13 protein-coding genes are annotated in these 18,590 nt (G+C 66.3%); 2 read left to right on the top strand and 11 right to left on the bottom strand.

Annotation, left to right across the window (positions count from 1 at the left end):
- Positions 1–138 precede the first annotated feature (138 nt).
- Both GC146_RS02345 and GC146_RS02340 read left to right on the top strand, forming a co-directional pair.
- A complete protein-coding gene (locus GC146_RS02345) occupies positions 139–1,878 on the top strand; it encodes an autotransporter assembly complex family protein (RefSeq protein WP_291833826.1) in 1,740 nt (579 codons plus the stop codon).
- Positions 1,875–6,134 carry a translocation/assembly module TamB domain-containing protein gene (locus tag GC146_RS02340; RefSeq protein ID WP_291833823.1) on the top strand — a complete coding sequence of 1,420 codons (4,260 nt, stop codon included), beginning with the start codon at positions 1,875–1,877 and terminating at the stop codon, positions 6,132–6,134. The genes GC146_RS02345 and GC146_RS02340 overlap by 4 nt, the downstream gene beginning before the upstream one ends.
- A 48-nt stretch (positions 6,135–6,182) precedes the next feature.
- Here the strand turns inward: GC146_RS02340 and GC146_RS02335 are convergent, their stop codons facing one another.
- From GC146_RS02335 to GC146_RS02285, 11 genes are all read right to left on the bottom strand, one after another.
- Positions 6,183–7,190: an oligopeptide/dipeptide ABC transporter ATP-binding protein gene (locus GC146_RS02335; RefSeq protein ID WP_291835708.1), complete on the bottom strand. Its 1,008-nt coding sequence runs from the start codon at positions 7,188–7,190 to the stop codon at positions 6,183–6,185.
- Positions 7,190–8,158: an oligopeptide/dipeptide ABC transporter ATP-binding protein gene (locus GC146_RS02330; protein WP_291833821.1), complete on the bottom strand. Its 969-nt coding sequence runs from the start codon at positions 8,156–8,158 to the stop codon at positions 7,190–7,192. Before GC146_RS02330 ends, GC146_RS02335 begins: the two co-directional genes overlap by 1 nt.
- Position 8,159: 1 nt before the next feature.
- Positions 8,160–9,089, bottom strand: coding sequence for an ABC transporter permease subunit (locus GC146_RS02325; RefSeq protein WP_291833818.1), 930 nt, complete (start codon positions 9,087–9,089; stop codon positions 8,160–8,162).
- A gap of 13 nt (positions 9,090–9,102) precedes the next feature.
- The gene (oppB, locus tag GC146_RS02320; protein ID WP_291833814.1) at positions 9,103–10,026 is read right to left on the bottom strand and encodes an oligopeptide ABC transporter permease OppB; all 924 of its coding nucleotides are present in this window, start codon (positions 10,024–10,026) and stop codon (positions 9,103–9,105) included.
- Between the two features lie 75 nt (positions 10,027–10,101).
- Complete coding sequence (locus GC146_RS02315; RefSeq protein ID WP_291833811.1) at positions 10,102–11,739, bottom strand: peptide ABC transporter substrate-binding protein; 1,638 nt, start codon at positions 11,737–11,739, stop codon at positions 10,102–10,104.
- A gap of 179 nt (positions 11,740–11,918) precedes the next feature.
- Positions 11,919–13,046, bottom strand: coding sequence for an ABC transporter permease (locus GC146_RS02310; RefSeq protein ID WP_363240926.1), 1,128 nt, complete (start codon positions 13,044–13,046; stop codon positions 11,919–11,921).
- Positions 13,046–14,023 carry an ABC transporter ATP-binding protein gene (locus GC146_RS02305; protein ID WP_291833805.1) on the bottom strand — a complete coding sequence of 326 codons (978 nt, stop codon included), beginning with the start codon at positions 14,021–14,023 and terminating at the stop codon, positions 13,046–13,048. The genes GC146_RS02310 and GC146_RS02305 overlap by 1 nt, the downstream gene beginning before the upstream one ends.
- Positions 14,020–14,982: an HlyD family efflux transporter periplasmic adaptor subunit gene (locus tag GC146_RS02300; RefSeq protein ID WP_291833803.1), complete on the bottom strand. Its 963-nt coding sequence runs from the start codon at positions 14,980–14,982 to the stop codon at positions 14,020–14,022. The genes GC146_RS02305 and GC146_RS02300 overlap by 4 nt, the downstream gene beginning before the upstream one ends.
- Positions 14,979–15,623: a TetR/AcrR family transcriptional regulator gene (locus GC146_RS02295; RefSeq protein ID WP_291833800.1), complete on the bottom strand. Its 645-nt coding sequence runs from the start codon at positions 15,621–15,623 to the stop codon at positions 14,979–14,981. The genes GC146_RS02300 and GC146_RS02295 overlap by 4 nt, the downstream gene beginning before the upstream one ends.
- A gap of 125 nt (positions 15,624–15,748) precedes the next feature.
- Positions 15,749–17,491 (bottom strand): ABC transporter ATP-binding protein, encoded by a 1,743-nt coding sequence (locus GC146_RS02290; RefSeq protein ID WP_291833797.1) that lies wholly within the window; start codon positions 17,489–17,491, stop codon positions 15,749–15,751.
- Positions 17,492–17,630: 139 nt separating this feature from the next.
- Positions 17,631–18,590: an acetamidase/formamidase family protein gene (locus tag GC146_RS02285; RefSeq protein ID WP_291833795.1), complete on the bottom strand. Its 960-nt coding sequence runs from the start codon at positions 18,588–18,590 to the stop codon at positions 17,631–17,633.

Raw genomic sequence — 18,590 nt, 5'->3', positions numbered from 1 at the left:
GGTGGCTGGGCTATGCTCTGAACCATGTCCCCGACCGACAGACAGATGCCACTGCCGAATCTCCCGGGGAAACCGGCCCGTCACACCATTTTGGCCCTCGCTGCCTGCCTTTGGGCCGGGGTTGCGGCGGCTCAAAGCGTGCAGATTGACGTGACCGGTGGCGATGCCCAGCTGGAACGGGTGCTGAAATCTGCCTCGCTGACGGCAACCGTGCCTGACAGCGCCAATCCCGCCCCGATGGATTACGTCGCCGCCGCCCGCGCCGATTATCGCCGCCTGCTGACCGGGCTTTACGCCGAGGGCTATTATGGCGGCACCATCTCGATCACCGTGGACGGGCGCGAGGCCGCGACGATCGCGCCGCTTGATGCACCCGCGCATATCGGCACGGTTCAGATCACCGTCACCCCCGGCCCACGCTTCAGCTTTGGGCAGGTGGCGATTTCGCCTCTGCCGGCCGACACCACCCTGCCGGCCGACTTCGCCACCGGCCAGACGGCCCGGTCCGAAACCATCCGCACCGCAGTCTCGGACGGGCTGGACGCATGGCGCGCAGCGGGCCACGCGCTGGCCAAGACCGGCGCGCAGAAGATAACCGCCGACCACAAGACAGACACGCTTGATGTTGCGGTCACGCTGGCGCCCGGGCCCGTCCTGACCTTTGGCAAGCTGGCCGTCACCGGAAATCAGGCCGTCAGTGCCGCCCGAATTGCCGAGATCGCCGGCCTGCCCGACGGGCAGATCTACGACCCTGCCGATATCGACCGCGCGGCCCAGCGCCTGCGCCGCACCGGCGCCTTCCGTTCCGTCGCCGTGGTACCTGCCGATGCCGCCGGACCGGGCGATACGCTGCCCGTCACTGCGCAGGTCATCGAGGAAAAGCGCCACCGTCTGGGCTTCGGCATAGAACTTTCTTCCGTCGACGGACTGGCGCTGTCCACCTTCTGGCTCAACCGTAACCTGCTGGGCGGTGCCGAAAGCCTTCGGATCGATGGCAAAGTCTCGAATATCGGCGGCACAAGCGGTGGCACCGATTACAGCCTTTCGGCCGCCTTTAACCGCCCCCGCACGTTCCACGTCGATACCGATCTTTACGCGACGGCCTCGATCATGCGGAAAGACGAGACCGATTACCTTCTCGACCAGGCCAGCATCAGCGTCGGCCTGACGCGGCTGATCGGCAATGACCTGACCCTCAGCGGCGGCGCTGCACTGACCACGGCCAAGGTCGATGATGCGCTGGGCGCGCGCAGCTATTCGGTGTTCAGCCTGCCCATCACCGGCACCCGCGACAAGCGCGACGACAAGCTTAACCCGAAGAACGGCACCTATCTCGACCTCGAAATCACACCATTCGTGGGCACCGGCAGCATCGGGTCGGGCGGGCGCCTTTACGCCGATGGGCGGATCTATCACAGCTTCGGACAATCCCACCCCGTCACCTTTGCATTGCGCGGGCAGGTCGGGTCGGTTCTGGGCCCCGACGTCACCGAGACACCGACCGACATGCTGTTCTACTCGGGCGGCACCCAGACGGTGCGCGGCCAGCCCTATCAGGGCCTTGGCGTGACGGTGACGCGCGATCTTGGGATGGGGCCAGTCAGCCTCGATCTGGGCGGGATGTCCTATGCCGGGGTGCAGGCCGAGGCTCGGGTGGGTATCACCGGTGCGATCGGCCTGGTGGGCTTCTACGACGTGGGCTATGTCGGCGCCTCCTCCACGCCCCTGACCGATGGCAGCTGGCAGGCGGGTGCGGGCCTTGGCGTGCGCTACGACACCGGCATCGGGCCGATCCGGCTGGACCTTGCCGTGCCCGTCAGCGGCGATGGCGCGGGCCATAACCTGCAGGTCTATCTTGGCATAGGACAAGCGTTTTGAGACTGCTCGCCGCCCTACTTCTGCTGGTCTGGTCATCCCTGCCTGCACTGGCGCAGGACAGTGCCCAACAACAGGCCGATCGCGGCTTTATCACCGACATGATCACCGGTGCGCTGTCGGGCAATGGCCGCGAGGTGCTGATCTATGGCTTTGCCGGCGCGCTCAGTTCTCAAGCCACGATCGACAAGCTGACCGTCGCTGATGATCAGGGCGTGTGGCTGACGCTGGAGGGGCTGACGCTGACATGGGACCGCGGCGCATTGCTGACCGGCCGCATCGAGGTGCAGGACCTGTCGGCCAAACGCATCACCGTGGCGCGCATGCCGCACAGCCCGCCGTCAGCGCCATCGCCCGAGGCCGCACCCTTCAAGCTGCCCGAACTGCCTGTGGCCATCAATATCGGCAAGCTGGAGGTCGGTACCATCGCGCTGGGCGCCTCGATCATTGGCGAACCGGTGGAGCTTGCCCTGCAAGGCGATCTCAGCCTCGAAGGCGGCAAGGGCGTGGCCCGGTTGACCGCGACGCGGCAAAACGGCCCCGCGGGCAGTTTCAACGTCATCAGCAGCTATTCCAACGTGACCGGCGTGCTGGGCCTGAAGCTGGCGCTGGACGAGGCCTCGGGTGGCCTTGCCACCACGCTGATCGGCCTGCCCGGCGCGCCCGCGCTGCGCCTTGCGATCGAAGGCACCGCGCCGCTGAGTGCCTACGCCGCGAAGATGAGCCTTGCGACTGACGGGGTCGAACGGCTGACCGGCAATTTCGCGCTGACCTCTGACGGGACGGGCGGCGCGGCGCAACGTCTGCACCTCGACGTGGCCGGCGATGTCACCACGCTGTTCCTGCCCGAATACCGCGCCTTTTTCGGCACGTCGGTCAGCCTTGTGGCCGATGCCGCGCAGACCGCCGATGGAGGGATCGACCTGCAAGGATTGCAGCTGAGCACTGCCGCATTGCGCCTGTCGGGCAACGCGCGCATCGCCGCGGATGGCTGGCCCGCGGCCTTCACACTGACCGGGCAGATGGGTGATGCCTCGGGCGCGCCGGTGCTGCTGCCGATGGCCGGGCCGCGCACCACGGTGCAGGGGGCCGACCTGCAGGTCGCCTTCGACGCCGCCAAGGGGCCGCATTGGAGCGCGACGCTGGATCTGCGCGATCTTGCCCGACCGGGCCTCAACATCCCCTCGGTCACCATGTCCGGCGGCGGTGTCATCCGCCGGCCCGATGGCGCCACGCCCGCGCAACTGACCGCCGCGCTGGACTACGGTGCGACCGGACTGAAATTCGACAGTGCCGGCGTGACTCAGGCGCTGGGGGACAGTCTGTCGGGCCGCTTCCGCCTGCACCGCGATGGCGCCGGGCCAGTGGTGATTGACGCGCTGACGCTGAAGGGTGCCGGACTGGCCCTTGACGGGCAGGCCAGCATCAGCCTGCCCGATGGCGGGCCGCAGGTCAGCACCAGCCTGCGCGCCTCGGCCACGGACCTTGCCCAGTTCAGCACGCTGGTCGGCCGTTCCCTTGGCGGCGGCGCGGACCTGACGCTGAGTGCGACTGCCACGCCGCTTGACGGCGGCATTGATGCGCGCATCAGCGGCACCAGCACCGATCTGTCGGTCGGCTTGCCGCCGCTGGACGGGGTGATGCGCGGGACTGGGCAACTGGCCGTGCGGCTGGTGCGCGACACTTCCGGCACGCGGATCGAGGGGCTGAGCCTGCAGACGCCCGCGCTGAAACTAACCGGACAGGCCAGCATCACCAGTGCCGCCAGCCACGCGCAGGCCAGCCTTGCGATAACCGATGCGGGCCTCGCCTATCCCGGCCTGACCGGCCCCGCTACCCTGAACGTCGACGCGGGGCGGGCGGCCAATGGCGGCCTCACCCTGAGCGCCGATGCCAGCGTCGGCGCTGCAACGGCAAAGTTCGACGGCACCAGCCCCGATGGCACCAGCCCGCTCGATCTGCGGCTGACCACCACAGCGCCCGATCTTGCGCGCTTTGCCCTGCTTGCCGGAAGGCCACTGGCGGGGTCGCTGGCGGCCACCATAACCGGCGCCGCGATGCCCGACGCCAGCACCGCGGACCTGCACATTGACGCGACGATGCGCGACATCGGCACCGGCATTGCCGCGCTGGACGGCCTCTTGCGCGGACAGGGCACGCTGACGCTCGATGCCCGGCGCAAGGATGGCACCGACAGCGTCAGCAACGTCACGCTCGCCACACCCGCCATTCATTTGACCGGCAACGCCAACATGGCAGAGGACGGGCCTGCTGCCGGGCTGGACCTGACCGCAGACCTGCCCGATCTGGCCCGCGTGTTGCCGCAGCTTGCCGGCGCGGGCAGGATCTCCGCCAAGGCCAGCCGCGACGCAACCGGCGCCACAACCCTGACGGCAGATGCAACGGCAATGGGCGCAACACTGCGCGCGGACCTGACCCAACCCGCCGGTGGCGATGTTGCGGGCAAGGCGGCCCTGAACGCGGTGGATCTGGGCCGCTTTGCCGCGGTGACGGGCCGGGCGCTGAAAGGGGCGCTGAACGCCCAAGTGACCGGCAGCATCGCGACCGACATGCGCAAATTCGACCTGACAGTGACCGGCACCAGCCAGGACCTTGCCCTTGGTCAGCCCCAGGCCGATGCGGTGCTGCGCGGCGCGGGCCAGATCAATGCCCATGTGCTGCGCGACCGGCCCGGCGGCCTGCGGGTCGAGGATATTGCGCTGTCGACGCCTGCGCTGACCGTCTCGGGCGGGATCAGCGGCGAGGGCACGGGGGGAACCGCCCACTACAGCGCAAGGCTGGCCGATCTGGGCCTGATCGCACCCGATTTCCGCGGCCCCGCCACGGCAAATGGCACTGCCAAGCTGGAGGCCAATGGCGACTGGAGCCTCAGCACCGATGCCACCGGCCCCGGCGGCACCAACGCGACGCTGAATGGGCGAATCCATCCCGACATGGCCCTTGACCTTACGCTTGCGGGGCAGGCGCCCTTGGGCCTGCTGAACGGTGTGCTGTCGCCACGGCGCTTGGCGGGTGTCGCGCGGTTCGATCTTGCCCTGAAGGGCCCGCCGGCGCTGTCGTCGATGACCGGCACCATCCGTGCCAGCGGTGCGCAGCTTTCCGCGCCGACGCTGGGCCAGTCGATCGAGGGGATTGACGCCACAGTCACCCTTTCCGGCGGCAGCGCCCGGTTGGTGGCCAGCGGGGCCTCGCGAAGCGGCGGACAGCTGGGCGTTCGGGGTCCGGTCGGCCTTGCCGCGCCCTATTCCGCTGATCTGAACGTCACGCTTTCTGGCCTCGTCCTGAAGGATCCGACGCTTTATCAAACAACCGTTTCAGGCGCACTGACGGTCAAGGGGCCGCTGACGGGCGGCGCGCGCATCGCCGGCAACATCGATGTGGGTCAAACCGAGGTTCAGGTGCCCTCTTCCCCCATCGGCGCGCTGGGTGACCTGCCGGACGTCACCCATCTCGGCGCCTCCGCGCCAGTGCGCAGGACCTTGGCCCGGGCCGGCGCCTCGGCCGCACCCGCGACCAGCGCCGCGCTGGCGCGCAGCCGGCCCTACCCGCTCGATATCACCATTCGCGCGCCACAGCGCATCTTCGTGCGCGGCCGTGGCCTGGATGCCGAGCTGGGCGGCACGCTGCGAATTACCGGCACCTCGGCCAATGTCGTGCCCGCGGGTGATTTCTCGTTGATCCGCGGCCGGATCGACATCCTGCAGCAGCGCTTTGACCTCGACGAGGGGGCGATCACGCTGGCGGGCAATTTCGTGCCAACGCTGCGGCTTGTCGCCTCTACCACCGCGAGGTCGGGCACGGCGGTGAAGATCACCGTGTCGGGCCCCGCGACCGAGCCCACCGTAACCTTCTCCTCCTCGCCTGAACTGCCGCAAGACGAGGTTCTGTCTCAGCTTCTCTTCGGGCGCGATCTGAAATCGATCAGCCCGTTGCAGGCCGTGCAACTGGCCTCTGCGGTGGCGACGTTGGCCGGGCGCGGTGGCAGCGGCATCATCGACAACCTGCGCAAGGGTATCGGCGTCGACGATATCGACCTGACATCGGATGCCAGTGGCAACGCTGCCGTGCGTGTGGGCAAATACCTGACCGACAAGGTCTATACCGATGTGACCATCGGCAGCGACGGGACCAGCACCATCAACCTCAACCTTGACGTGACACCCACGATCACCGCGACGGGAAGTGCGGCATCCGACGGCACAACAGGGCTGGGGATTTTCTACCAGAAGGACTACTAGGCGCGGGCCAAGTGCCCAAGCCATCTCGGTAAATCGCGCTTGCCGGACCTAACCCGCCACAGCCAGCACATCCTCGGCCTCGGCAAAGGGGCAAGCCACGGCATGGCCCTTGCCTACCTCCAGCATCGGTGGCCGGTCGCCAGCACAGGCCGCCTGCGCCTTGGGGCAGCGGGTGCGGAACACGCAGCCCGAGGGCGGCGCCAGTGGCGAGGGCAGTTCGCCCTCCAGAATGGGACGCTTGCGCGCCTTTTCCTTGCGCGGGTCTGGAATCGGCACCGAGGCGATCAGCGCCTGCGTATAAGGGTGGCTGGGCCGCGTCATCAACACCTCGGACGAGGCGGTTTCCATCAGCCGGCCCAGGTACATCACCACGATCCGGTCGCTGATATGTTTAACCACCGACAGGTCGTGCGCGATGAAGATCATCGACAGGCCCATGTCGCGCTGCAATTCCCACAACAGGTTGACGACCTGCGCCTGCACCGACACGTCCAGCGCCGAGACGGGCTCGTCGCAGATCAGCAGCTTGGGCTTGACGATCAGCGCACGGGCAATTCCGATGCGCTGGCATTGCCCGCCGGAAAACTCGTGCGGATAGCGGTTGATCAGGTTGGGCAGCAGGCCCACCCGCTCCATCAGTTCCTGCACGCGGTGGCGCACTTCACTTCGGGGCGTCTTGGGTTCGTGCGTGATCAATGGCTCGGCAATGATCTCGCCCACTGTCATGCGTGGGTTCAGCGCCGCAAGCGGGTCCTGAAAGATCATCTGCACATCGCGGCGGTGACGGCGCCGGGTCAGCGCATCCATCGAGGCAAGATCCTTGCCCTCGAAAAGCACCTTGCCACCCGACGACGGCACCGTGCCGATCACCGCGCGCGCCAGTGTCGATTTGCCCGATCCGCTTTCGCCCACCACCCCGACGCATTCACCCGGCGCAAGATCAAAACTGACCTTGCTGACCGCCTGCAACTTCATCGGCGGCGTCCACGGCCACGATCCCGAACGGCGCACGTCGAACGTGACCGAGACATCTTGCAGTGACAGGATGGGTTGCATCATGCGACCTCCTCGACAGCGCGGTGACAGGCCCGGCGCCGTCCCGTCTCAAAATTCACCAGCGCGGCCTTGGTCCCGGCGCAGATCGGCTCGACCATCTCGCAGCGCGGGCTGAACGGGCACCCGGCGGGCAGGCGTGACATGTCTGGCGGCTCTCCGGCGATGGTCTGCAACATCTCGTCATCGCGATCGACGCGCGGCACGGCCTTCAGCAGGCCCAGCGTGTAGGGGTGCGACGGGCTTTCGAACAGCTCCATCGTCGGCCCCTCTTCCATCACTTGCCCGCCATACATCACCAGCGTCCGGTCGCAGAACCCCGCGACGACGCCAAGGTCATGGGTAATCAGGATCACGGCAGTGCCGAAATCGCGCCGGATATCGCCCAGCAGGTCCATGATCTGGGCCTGCACCGTCACGTCGAGCGCGGTGGTGGGTTCATCCGCGATCAGCAGGCGCGGCCGGCACAGCAGCGCCATCGCGATCATCACGCGCTGTCGCATCCCGCCCGAAAACTCATGCGGGAACATCGTGATCCGGCTGGATGCGTTGGGGATACGCACGGCGTCCAGCATCTGCACTGCCTCGGCCACCGCCGCGCGCTTGGACATACCCTTGTGCAGTTGCAGCACCTCGGCCATCTGGTCCGAGATCCGCATGTAGGGGTTGAGCGAGGTCATCGGGTCCTGGAAGATCATCGCAATCTCTTGGCTGCGCACCTTGTTGAGGTCGCGCTGCGACATCTTCAGCAGGTCCTTGCCGTCAAACCGCGCCTCGCCCGTGGCCTCGCCATTTCGTGCCAGAAGGCCCATCGCGGCAAAAGCGGTCTGGCTTTTGCCGGACCCGCTTTCGCCGACGATGGCCAGAGTTTCGCCCGCGTCGATCTGCAGGCTGACGCCGTTGACCGCGTTGACCGGGCCGTCATTGGTGCGGAACGTGACCCGCAGGTCCTGAACTTCAAGCAAGGCCATGTCAGCGGTCCTTCGGGTCGAGCGCATCGCGCAGGCCATCGCCCACGAAGAAGAACGCAAACAGCGTGGCGAGGAAGAAAAAGAGCGGGAAAAGAAGCTGCCAGATCACGCCATACTGCATCTGGCTGGCCCCCTTGGAGATCAGCGCGCCCAGCGAGGTCGAGGGTTCCTGCACGCCCAGACCGAGGAAGCTGATGAAGCTTTCGGTGATGATCAGGCCGGGGATCAGCAGGGTCGCATAGACCACGACGATGCCCAGCAGGTTCGGCACGATATGCCGCAGGATGATGGTAAAGGGCCGCACACCGGTGGCGACTGCCGCCTCGACGAATTCCTTGTTCTTGATCGTCAGCGTCTGGCCCCGCGCGATCCGCGCCATGTCGAGCCAGGAAATCAGGCCGATACCGACGAAGAGCATCCCGATCGACCGGCCGAACATCACCAAGAGCAGGATCAGCACGAACATGAAGGGGATCGACATAAGGATGTCGACGATCCGCATCATGACGTTGTCGGTCCGGTGCCCGGCATAGCCTGCGATGGCGCCGTAAAGCGTGCCCACCACCACCGCGATCAGCGACCCGACAAGACCCACGAGGATGGAAATCCGCGTCCCCTGCACGGTACGTGCGTAAAGGTCACGCCCGAGGTCATCGAGACCGAAGTAATGCCCGTTGGAGAACGAGGGCGCCCCGGTCTGGGCGATGTTGCCCAAGCGGCTCCAGTCGATCTCTTCGTTGGAATAGGCGGCGAGGAACTGGCCAAGGAAGGCGAAAAGCGTGATCGCGATCAGCACGTAGAGGGCAAAGACCGCAGCCTTGTTCTGGCGGAAACGGCCCACCGCGTCGGACCAGAGCGAGCGGCCCTTGGCCTCGGACAGCGCGGCGGCCTCGATCAGGCCGTCCGCGGTCGCCTTGTCGGGAAATACCATCGGTCCCTCCCCCTCAATAACGGATCTTGGGGTCGATCCATGCGTAAAGCACATCGACCACAAGGCTGAACAGGATCGTCAACGCGCCCACCAGAATGGTGATGCCCATCATCGTCGAATAGTCGCGGTTGAAGGCCGAGTTCACGAAGAACAACCCGATGCCGCCGGTCGAGAAATAGACATCGACAACGACCGAACCGGTGATCATCCCCACGAAGGCGGGGCCAAGGTAGGACAGCACCGGCAGCATCGTGGGCTTCATCGCGTGGCGCCAGATGATCCGGCGCATCGGCAGGCCCTTGGCCTTGGCCGTGCGAATGAAACCGGCATTCAGCACTTCCAGCATCGACGAGCGTGTGATCCGCGCGATCGAGGCCATGTAGGAGGTCGACAGCGCGATCACCGGCATGATGAGGTAAGGCCACTGCCCCCCGTTCCATCCGCCACCGGGCAACCAGCCCAGCCACAGCGTGAAGACCAGCACCAGCATCGGCGCCAGCACGAAGTTGGGCAGCGCCTGCGCCCCGACCGAGATGCCGACGGCCAGGTAGTCAAGCCAGGTATTCTGCCGGATCGCGGCCACCACGCCGAGGCTGACACCGACCAGCACGGCGACGACGAAGGACCAGAATCCGTAGGTCAGCGTCACCGGGAAGCCCTGCTTGATGATGTCGGCGACGGTCTGGTCCTTGTACTTGAAGGACGCACCGAAATCGAAATGCGCAACCACGTTCCAGATGTAATGGATGATCTGGTACCAGTAGGGTTTGTCGAGGCCATACTTGGCATTGATGTTGGCCAGCAGGTCGGGCGGCAATGGACGTTCGGACGTGAAGGGTCCGCCGGGGGCCGCGAACATCAGGATGAACGAGATCACGACCAGGATAAGAAGGGTCGGAATCGCGACGGCGATGCGCCTGACGATGTAACTGAACATGGGGATTTTCCGCGCCGCAAAAGGAAATGGGCCGCGCCCCCGGGAAACGGGGACGCGGCGCGCATCAGGACAAGGTTACTGAACCTTGTAGATGTCCTTGACGTAGTAGTTCTGCTGCACGTTATCCACGGGCCAGTTGTGGATCTTGTCGTTCAGCATCTTGACGCTGGCATAGGCGTAGACCGGGAACACCGGCACGTCCTGCGCGATGATCTGTTCGACCTGCGTGTAGTCCGCTTCCGGATTGTCGGCCAGCCGCGCGTCCTTCATCAGGGCGTCGACTTTCGGGTTCTCGTACTTGGCGTCGTTGTAGCCCGAGGTCGAGGTCATCAGGTCGAGGAAGGTCGACGGCTCGTTGTAGTCGCCGCACCAGCCGCCGCGCGCAATCTCGTAGTTCTGCTTGCCGCGATCGTCGAGGAAGGTCTTCCACTCCTCGTTTTTCAGCGAGGTGTCGATACCCAGCGTCTGCTTCCACATCTGCCCGATGGCCACCGCCAGCGCCTTGTGGGCGTCAGACGTGTTGTAGAGGATTTCCAGCGACAGCGGCTTGCCGCCGGTGCCGTAGCCTGCCTCTTTCATCAGTTCCTGCGCCTTGGCGTTACGCTCGTCCTGCGTCATGTCCATGATCGGCAGGTCGGGCGCTTCGAACCCGGCGGTCGCCCAGTGGGTGAAGGTATAGGCCGGCTTCTGGCCGCCCTGCAGGATGTTGTTGACGATGACGTCGCGGTTGACAGCAAGGCTGAGCGCCTCGCGCACGCGGACGTCCTTGAGCGCCTCGGGGCCCGAATCCGACAGGTTGAAGTTGTAGTAGTAGGTGCAGAGCAGCGGGAAGCTTTGCGCCTGCGTCGGATACTCTTCCTTCAGGCGGGGATACTGACCGGTCGGGATTTCGGTCTTGTCCAGCTCGCCGGCGAGGTAGCGGGTCAGCGCCTGGTTCTCGTCGTTGATGATCAGGTAGGTGACCTTGTTGATGACGGTGTTGGCGTTATCCCAGTAGTTGGGGTTGCGCTCCATCACCAGTTTCTCTTGCGGCACGCGCTCGGTCAGCATGTAGGCGCCGTTCGAGATCATGTTGCCCGGCTTGGTCCAGTCGGCGCCATACTGCTCGATCGCCTTCTGCGGGACCGGGAAGGTCACGGCGTTGACCACCATCTGCGGGAAGTAGGGCAGCGGCTGCGACAGCGTCACGACAAAGGTGTGATCGTCGGGCGCGGCGACGGCCAGGGCGCTGGGCGGCTGCTTGCCGTCGATGACGTCATCGACATTGGCGATGCCCATCAGCGACATGTACCAGGCGTATTCCGAGGCGGTGGCCGGGTCGGCCGCCCGCTGCCAGGAATAGACGAAGTCCTTGGCGGTGACCGGCGAGCCGTCCGACCACTTGGCGTCGTCGCGCAGGTGGAAGGTGTAGGTCATCTTGTCGGCGCTGACATCAAAGCCGGTGGCGACGCCGGGCACGAGGTTGCCCTTGTCGTCCTGGTTCATCAGGCCTTCGAACAGCTGACGGGCCACGTCGTTGCCCGACACGTCCTGGATCAGGTTGGGGTCGATCGACGGGAATTCGTCCAGCTCGCGCGAGACAAAGGTCTGCTGGTCGGCGGGGGCAAGCACGTCGCCCGCTGCAACGTGGCTGCTTTCAGCCACAGCGAAGGTCGGTCCAAGCGCGAGCAGCAAAGCTGCGGCCGAGGCCATCATGGTTGGTTTGATGAACATTGAAGTCTCCCTGTTGCGGCCGCTGTTCGGCCATCACTCCGGATCCCGCAGCTCTGGGCGCGGGAATGACGGGATAGTTTAGCGACACATTCGAAATGGCAAGCACCGGTTGCATCTGACCCTACGGAACAGCGAAATTGACCGGAAACATTGCGCGAACACGATGCAGTGCGCCGCAATCAGTCCAGCGTCTGACGGTACCGACGTAACGCGATTGTGACGATAACCAGCATGATCAGGCCGATCGCCAGCATCTCGGGACGGATGTCCGTCAGCGTGGCACCCTTCAGCATCACCTTGCGCGTCAGCCGCAGGAAATGCGTGGTGGGCAGGATGCTGCCCAGCACCTGCGCCCAGCCCGGCATGCCCGCAAAGGGGAACATGAACCCCGACAGCAGGATCGACGGCAGAATCAGGAAGAACGACACCTGCATCGCCTGCATCTGGTTCCGCGCCACCGTCGAGACGAGAAAGCCCAGCGCCAGGTTCACCACGATGAACAGGTTGAAGCCCACGAAGAAGGCCAGCGGACTGCCCACGAATGGCACGTCAAAGACCAGCCGCGCCGCGATCAGGAACACGATCGTCTGGATGTAGCCCATCAGCACGTAAGGCAGGATCTTGCCCAGCATCACCTCGGCGGGGCGGGCAGGCGTGGCGATCAGCGTCTCCATCGTGCCCTTCTCGCTTTCGCGCACGATGGCGACAGAGGTAATCAGCACCATCGTCATCGACAGGATGATGCCCAGCAGCCCCGGCACGATGTTGGTCGAAGTGCGGCCCTCGGCGTTGAACTGCTTGTGCACGGCTACCGAGAAGGGCGGCGGCCGGGCGGCGGCGAATTTCAGCGGCCCGGTCAGCGTGTCGGCCATCGCCTGCGTCACGATGCCCGAGATCGCCGCCACGGCCCCACCCGCCGCCGCCGGGTCCGAGGCATCGGCGGCCAGCAGGATCTGCGGGTTCAGCCCGCGCACCACGTCCCGCTCGAACCGGGGCGGGATGACCACGACGAAATCGGCGGTGCCGTCGCGCAGCGCGCGGTCGCCTTCGGCCTGGCCCGTGACGGTTCCCACGAAATCGAAATAATCCGATGCCTTCATCCCCATCAGGATCGCGCGGGTGATCGGCCCCTCGTCAGCCATCTCGATCAGCGTGGGCAGGTGTTTCGGGTCCGAGTTGATGGCAAAGCCGAACAGGAACAGCTGCATGATCGGCACGCCAACCATCATCGCGAAGGTGACCCGGTCGCGCCGCATCTGCACGAATTCCTTCACCATCACCGCAAGAAAGCGCGAGAGCGAGAACATCACGCCTGTCCTTCTGCCGCCGCAGGTCCGTTGGCGGGTCCGTTGATCGCGAAATTGTCGCGCACGCCGGTCATGAGGTAGATAAACGCCTCTTCCAGCCCGCCCTTCTGCTTGGTCCAGCTATGCGTGCCCTTGGCGATCTGCGCCTGCGCCACCTTGTCCAGCGCGGCCGCATCAATGCCCGAAACGTGCAGCACCGCGCCGAAACGCGCCACCTGCGCGACCCCTTCGGTCGCGCGCAGTTCGGCCTCCAGCGCGGTCAGGTTCGGCCCCTCGACCCGCCATGTCTGCAATCCGATCATGTCGGGGATCTCGGCCGCCGGCCCCGCGATCAGCTTCTTGCCATAGGCGATGTAAGCGATGAAATCGCACTGCACCGCCTCGTCCATGTAGTGGGTCGAGACCAGCACCGTCACGCCTTGCGCCGACAACGCGCGGATCTCGTCCCAGAAATCGCGCCGCGCCTTGGGGTCCACCCCCGCCGTCGGCTCGTCCAGAAGCAGCAGGCGCGGCTTGTGCAGCAGGCAGGCCGCCAGCGCCAGCCGCTGCTTCCACCCGCCCGACAGCGTGCCGGCCAACTGGTTGGCGCGGTCCGACAGGCCGAGATCGGCCAGCGCGTCCTTGACCACCTTGCGCCGACCCTTCATGCCGAACATCCGCGCGATGAAATCGAGGTTCTCGCGGATCGTCAGGTCCTCGTAGAGCGAAAAGCGCTGGGTCATATAGCCCACGTTGGCCTTGATCCGGTCAGGTTCGGTTCGAATGTCGTAGCCAAGGCACTGGCCCTCGCCGCCATTGGGCGTCAGAAGCCCGCACATCATCCGGATCGTGGTGGTCTTGCCGCTGCCGTTGGGGCCGAGAAATCCGTAGATCGAGCCCTTCGGCACATCCATGTCGAAGTTGTCGACAACCTTGCGGTCGCCGAAGATCTTGGTCAGCCCCCGGACAGAGATGGCATTTTCGGCCTCCTCGATCATTGCGTCACCGCGTCCGCGCGGGTCAGGCTGACAGGCTGGCCCGGCAAGAGGTGGCTGCCCGGGTCCAGCCGTGCCTCGGCGCGGAACACCAGTCGCTGACGCTCGGATCGGCTGTAGATGATCGGCGGGGTATACTGCGGGGCCGACCCCAGCAGCGTGACATGCGCCCCAAGGCCCGGCCCGCAGCCATCACAACTGACAGACATCGCGTCGCCGATGGCAAATGCGGCGCGCTCGGGCTCGGGGATGAAGAAGATCACCTTCAGCGCATCGGGCTGGAAGATCGAGATGATGGGCGCACCCGTCGCCGCCACCTCGCCCACGTCGTAAAAGACATGCTCGACCTTGCCGTCGATGGGCGCGGTGGCACTGCGATCGTCCAGCGCCGACTGCGCCTGATCGGCCTGTGCACGCGCCACGTCCAGCGCCGCCTCTGCCGCCAGCCGCTGGGCATTGCGCGCCGGCAGTTCGGCCACGCGCAATTGCGCCGTCAACTGTTCGACCTGCGCATTGGCACTGTCCAACGCAGCCTTGTCACTGTCGACCTTGGCCGAAGGCACCATACCGCGCGACAACAGCTCGCTGGAGCGTTCGAAATTGCTTTGCGCCAGCACCTGCTGCGCCTGCGCCTGATGCAGCGCGGCGCGCAATGCGTCCAGCTCTTCGGGCCTGCTGCCGGTCATCAGGTTATCGAGGTTGGCCTGCGCCTGCGCCACCGCCGCCTGTGCACCCTTCAGCGCGGCCTGCTGGGCGGTGTCGTCAAGCGTCAACAGCAGGTCGCCCGCCTTCACCATCGCGCCTTCGGTCGTACTGAGCGCGGTGATCCGGCCCGGGCTGGTGGCGGCGACATAGGTGTAATCGGCCTCGATGTAGCCGTTATATTCAGGCACCCCCGGACCGCCCAATGCGGGAATGATCACGGCAAGATAGCCAAGGATGGTGGACCAAAGCGCGCTCATGCTCGGCCTTTCTCCGGTTCCAGCCCGGCAAAGAGAATTGTCAGGTGGTTCTCGACCAGCCGGTCCATCGCCAGTCCGCCGGCGGGCTGGATGCCAAAGACCTCGGCCAGCGCGACATGCACCATGATCGGCCCAACGACGCTGCGCACCGTCAGCTCGGGATCGACGTCGCGGATATGCCCGCCCTCGACGCCCTGCGCGATCAGGCGCGTCAGCGCCGGGATCACCCGGTCGAGAACGTTGTCGCGATACATCTGCGCGATCTCGGGCACATGCACCGCCTCGCGGATCACCATCTGCGGCACGGCGAGCGCCTGCGGCGCTGTGGCCTGCGCCACGATCATCGTCAGAACCCGGCGGATCACCGGCCGCGGATCGCCGCGATAGCCCTCCAGCCCCTGCACGGCCGCCGCGGCGAAGGGGCTGATCGCGCGTTGCACCAGCCCTTCCAGCAGCGCCGCCTTGGACGGAAAGTAGAGATATACCGCCCCTTTCGAGATGCCGGCCTCGCGCGCGACCTGCTCCATCGTCGTGCGGGCATAGCCTTTCTCGGTGAAAAGCCGCAGCGCGGCGTCAAGCACCTCGTCCGGGCGCGCCTCGGCCCGGCGGCGGAATTTCGGCGTGGCAGCTTGATCGGGCATGGGAGGCCTCGGAAGGGAACGCTCACACTAATAACTGACCAGTCAGTTATTAGCAAGCCCCAACGAAAAATCCACCCCAGCCCGCCCCGCCCCTCGGCCCCGTTCCGTGTCGTCGCGATTGGTGATTACTCGGCCGCCACCATGTGGCCATCGCCCGCATCCGCCAACAGCAGCCGCGCGGGGCCCTGCCCCAGCGGATGCACCGGGCTGGGCACGTCGCCGGCCAGCCGCGGTGCGGGCGGGCGGACATGGGTGGGGTCGGGCACCGGCACGGCGGCGATCAGGCGCTGCGTGTAAGGGTGGCGCGGCGCGCCGAAGACCTGCGCGCGCGTCCCCATCTCGACGACCTGGCCCAGGTACATCACGGCCACCCGGTCGGCCACGTTCTCGACCACGGCCATGTCATGGCTGATGAACAGCGTGGCGATGCCGAATTCGCGCTTCAGCGCCGCCAGCAGGTCCAGCACGCGGGCCTGCACCGAGACATCCAGCGCCGAGACGCTTTCATCGGCGATCAGCAGCTTCGGCCGCAGCGCCAGCGCGCGGGCGATGCAGATGCGCTGCCGCTGGCCGCCGGAAAACTCGTGCGGGTAGCGGTCCATGTGCGCGGCTTCCAGCCCCACGCGCTGCAACAGGTCGGCGACCTGCGCGGCCCGCGCCGGCCCGTCGCCCTGCCCGTGAATCAGCAGTGGCTCTCCCACCAGATCGCCCACCTTCATCCGCGGGTCGAGCGCGGCCATCGGGTCCTGGAAGATGATCTGCACCGCGCGGCTCAGCGCCTTGCGCCCGGCGGTATCGAGGGCGCCCAGCACCTGCCCGTCCACCTCGATCCGGCCCTCGTGCGGCACCAGCCCCACCAGAGCGCGCGCCAGCGTGGACTTGCCGCAACCCGATTCGCCCACCAACGCAAAGGTTTCGCCCGCGCCGATGTCGAAGCTGACATGCTCGACCGCATGCACCCGGTGCGTGACGCGGCCCAGCACGCCGCCCTTCAGGTCGAACCGCACCTGCACGTCCTGCAAACGGGCCACCGGCGCGGCGGCGGGCGGGGGCGGCGCGCGGCGGCCCTGCCCCATCCGCGGCACCGCGGCCAGCAGGTCGCGGGTATAGGGCGCGGCGGGCGCGGCAAAGATCTGCCGCACGTCGCCCTCTTCCTCGATCCGGCCGTTGCGCATCACGATGACGCGGTCGGCCATCTCGGCCACCACGCCCATGTCATGGGTGATCAGCAGGATCGCCATCCCCGTCTCGCGCTGAAGATCGCGCAGCAGGTCCAGCACCTCGCGCTGCACGGTGACGTCCAGCGCCGTGGTCGGCTCGTCCGCGATCAGCACCTCGGGTTTCAGCGCCAGCGCCATGGCGATCATGACCCGCTGGCGCATGCCGCCCGACAATTCGTGCGGATATTGTGTCAGCCGCCGCTCGGGTTGCGACAGGCGAACGGCCTTCAACGCCTCCAGCGCCTGCGCGCGGGCGGCGGCGCGGCTGACCGGCTGGTGCGCGCGGATCGCCTCGACCAGCTGCGTGCCCACTGTCATCACCGGGTTGAGCGATGTCATCGGCTCTTGAAAGATCATCGCGATGCGGTCGCCGCGCACGGCGCGCATCTCGGCCTCGGGCAGCTGGGTCAGTTCGCGGCTATTGAGGATGACCGCGCCGCCCGTGACCCGCACCGCGGGCGGCGGCAACAGGCCCATGATCGCCAGCGAGGTGATCGACTTGCCTGATCCGCTTTCGCCCGCGATGGCCAGCGTCTCGCCCTTGCCAAGGCGAAACGTCATGTCCGAGACAAGCGGCTGCAGACCGTCCTCGGTGCGCACCGAAACGGTCAGGGCGTCAACACGCAGGACGTCTTGGGTCGGGGTCATGTGGCAGGGGTGTCCTGTGAGGTAGCACAAAGAAAGGAGGGCAGAGCCCGACCCTCGGGGTGGGTGCAAAGCGCCCTCCCCGGGGGGGAGGGTCGGGCGCTGCCCGGCGTTGCCGCCGGGCGGAACCCTGCTTCAGCCGTCACTCGAAAACGGCCCGCGGGAAGTAGAAGCTGACCACCCAGTTCGGCATGTCCACGATCTCGGAAATCCTGAGATCACCGCAGGTCGAGACCAGCATGTAGGCATCTACCGCCGCCATGCCGCGCGTGGCCGACAGGAAATCGACCATGTTCGCCACCGCGTCGCGCGCCGCCGTCATCAGGTCCGGCGCGATGCCCGTCGTCACCTCGTAGCCCTTGGCGTCCAGATGCCGCGTCACCGGCCCCGGCGTGGTGAAGCGCGGGGTTTTCAGGTTCGCCCCTTTCACCAGGTCCAGTGTCAGGACCACGTCCATCGGGCTTTCGATGGCCGTGCCGCAGACCTCGCCATCGCCTTGGGCTGCGTGCGTGTCGCCCACGCTGAACAACGCGCCCGCCACCTCGACCGGCAGGTAGAGCGTGGTGCCCGCCGCCAGATCGCGGATGTCCATGTTACCACCCACGCGCCGGGGCGGGACGATGGAATGCAGGCCCTTTTCCGCTGGGGCCACGCCGATGGTGCCGGCGAAGGGCTTCAGCGGCACGCGGCCTTCCTTGCCCCAAAGCGCGGGGGCCAGGCTGTCAGGGTCATAGGTCCAGACGTGCAGCGCGGGGTCGGTGAACTGGTCGGCCAGCAGGCCAAAGCCGGGGATGTTGGCCGTCCAGCCCCATCCCTTGCCGCCCTGCGCCTGGGGCGCGAAGCTGTCGATGGTGATCTTCAGCGCATCGCCCGGTTCGGCCCCTTCCACCCAGAGCGGGCCGGAGACGGGGTTGATCTTGCCGAAATCCAGCGTCTTGACGTCCTCGACGGTGGACGACGGGCCAAGCTGGCCCGCCGAACTGTCATGACAGTGAAACAGGATCGTCGATCCCGGCTCCACCCGTTCGACCGGGGCAATGGAATTGTCCCAGCCGAAGTGATGCTGCGCACCGTGAATGGTGTAATTGCAGTCCTTGCACAT

Source organism: Limimaricola sp. (assembly GCF_016125575.1).
GTDB lineage: Bacteria > Pseudomonadota > Alphaproteobacteria > Rhodobacterales > Rhodobacteraceae > WGLM01.
Note: the sequence above shows the minus strand (reverse complement) of the source record. Positions and strands in the feature narration are given on the sequence as shown.

Excerpts from the sequence above, each read along its gene's own strand:
- GC146_RS02335 (WP_291835708.1), bottom strand. The coding sequence starts at position 7,190 with ATGCAACCCATCCTGTCACTGCAAGATGTCTCGGTCACGTTCGACGTG.
- GC146_RS02330 (WP_291833821.1), bottom strand. The coding sequence starts at position 8,158 with ATGGCCTTGCTTGAAGTTCAGGACCTGCGGGTCACGTTCCGCACCAAT.
- GC146_RS02325 (WP_291833818.1), bottom strand. The coding sequence starts at position 9,089 with ATGGTATTTCCCGACAAGGCGACCGCGGACGGCCTGATCGAGGCCGCC.
- oppB (WP_291833814.1), bottom strand. The coding sequence starts at position 10,026 with ATGTTCAGTTACATCGTCAGGCGCATCGCCGTCGCGATTCCGACCCTT.
- GC146_RS02315 (WP_291833811.1), bottom strand. The coding sequence starts at position 11,739 with ATGTTCATCAAACCAACCATGATGGCCTCGGCCGCAGCTTTGCTGCTC.
- GC146_RS02310 (WP_363240926.1), bottom strand. The coding sequence starts at position 13,046 with ATGTTCTCGCTCTCGCGCTTTCTTGCGGTGATGGTGAAGGAATTCGTG.
- GC146_RS02305 (WP_291833805.1), bottom strand. The coding sequence starts at position 14,023 with ATGATCGAGGAGGCCGAAAATGCCATCTCTGTCCGGGGGCTGACCAAG.
- GC146_RS02300 (WP_291833803.1), bottom strand. The coding sequence starts at position 14,982 with ATGAGCGCGCTTTGGTCCACCATCCTTGGCTATCTTGCCGTGATCATT.
- GC146_RS02295 (WP_291833800.1), bottom strand. The coding sequence starts at position 15,623 with ATGCCCGATCAAGCTGCCACGCCGAAATTCCGCCGCCGGGCCGAGGCG.
- GC146_RS02290 (WP_291833797.1), bottom strand. The coding sequence starts at position 17,491 with ATGACCCCGACCCAAGACGTCCTGCGTGTTGACGCCCTGACCGTTTCG.
- GC146_RS02285 (WP_291833795.1), bottom strand. The coding sequence starts at position 18,590 with ATGTGCAAGGACTGCAATTACACCATTCACGGTGCGCAGCATCACTTC.